The organism is Lamprocystis purpurea DSM 4197 (assembly GCF_000379525.1).
GTDB classification, from domain to species: domain Bacteria; phylum Pseudomonadota; class Gammaproteobacteria; order Chromatiales; family Chromatiaceae; genus Thiodictyon; species Thiodictyon purpureum.
On record NZ_KB902462.1, the window covers coordinates 1 to 1,485 of the forward strand.

Sequence of the window (1,485 nt, forward strand, 5' to 3'; positions counted from 1 at the left end):
CCCGGACCCGCCGCTGACCTTTCACCCTGGCGGGTTGGTGTGCAAGATGAGCGAACCAGCAGCATCCTATCAAGTCGGCGGCGACCACTACGCTCGCCTGAAGATCCAGCCCTGGGAGGCGATGCAAGCCTGGATGACGCCGGAGGAGTTCCGCGGTTTTCTGCGCGGCAATGTGCTGAAGTACATGGCGCGGGCCGGGACCAAGGGCAGCAGTGCCGGGGCAACAGCGGGGCAGGCAGTGGAAGACTACGCCAAGGCGCGGCATTACCTCAGCCGCCTGATCGCCGCCTATGCGGAGGAGCCGGCGCCGGAATGACGGCGCTACACCCGCTTGGCCGTCCAGGCGACTTGGACGCCCTATTGAAGGCGTTACGCGGCAACCCCAACCATGATCAACGCGGGCGGTTTGCGTCCGTCTTTGCGCCGGTGCGCGCCACGGGCGAACAGCGCGGCAGGACCTTGGCGGCGGTCCCGCTGGACGCGGCGCACATCCCGGCCTTGGCGCACGCGACGGCCGACCTGTTGGTGCGCACAGCGGCGGTGCGTCTGCCGGACCTGACCGGACCGACGCTGCGGGTCGAGGCTTTGCGCGCCGCTCGCCAGACGGCGGCGTACATGCGCGCGCAGGGGCTCGCCATCGTCAATCACGGCAGTGGGGCGTTGATTGAACTCTCAACCAAAGGGCTGAAACACGCCAAGAGTCACACGGGCGATGAGCGGGCAGCACGGTTAATGTTCCGTCTGCCATCGGCTTTGTCGCGGGCGGTTTATTTCAAGACAGAGTTGCCGGACCCGCGCAAAGCGCATCGCCTCAATATTGTGGCCTATCACAAGTTTGCCGTTCCGGTGGAAGACAACGGTGGGCTGGCCCTGGCCATTCTGCATGTGGAAGAGGACGACCACGGCGCTTTTTACTACGACGCCGCGGTCAGTCCCGAGATAGGTAGGCTTGAAGGTAAACCTCCGGAGCGGCGCGCCGACTCGCACGGCGGCCGAGTGCCCGGCCGTCTTCAAGCCTACCATCAGCTTATCCTTGACGCCCTCAAAGTCAAGCCCGGCCTGGGCGCGGTGCACACCTTCTTTCGCAAGTCCCTTGCCCCGTGGGTCCCCATCATGCAGTCACCCGTCACCACACCCGTCCTCATCGACCTCCAACACGTCCCCTGCAACTGCGCGGACTATGCCCTGGAGACGCTGCACAAGGCCATTGCCGAGGACCGCGACGCGGCCCTGCTGTGGCGCCCGCACGAATCGCCTTACCTGCGCACCCTGGTGGAAGTGGTCTACCAGACCGGGGCGCGCCACCTCCAGGCGGCGCAGGACGCCTTGTTCGCGGCCTTGGGGCTGGGCCGGCCGGTGGCCCTGCTGCGTAAGGCCGATGCCTGGACGGATGACGAGATCGCGGCGGTCAAGGCCCGGCTCAACAAGCCCCTGACCGAGTACCGCCCAGCGGATTGGCTGGAACTCGTGGATCTGATCGTGCAG

Annotated in this window: 2 protein-coding genes; both read left to right on the top strand. The window is 66.1% G+C overall.

What is annotated here, in order from left to right; genetic code table 11:
* Window positions 1-316 (top strand): DUF3310 domain-containing protein (locus A39O_RS32785; protein WP_040527577.1); only part of this gene is annotated, 316 nt, incomplete at its 5' end.
* On the top strand, window positions 313-1,485 hold a 1,173-nt coding region (locus tag A39O_RS0108995; protein ID WP_026199260.1), incomplete at its 3' end, for an LPD3 domain-containing protein. The genes A39O_RS32785 and A39O_RS0108995, both read left to right, overlap by 4 nt.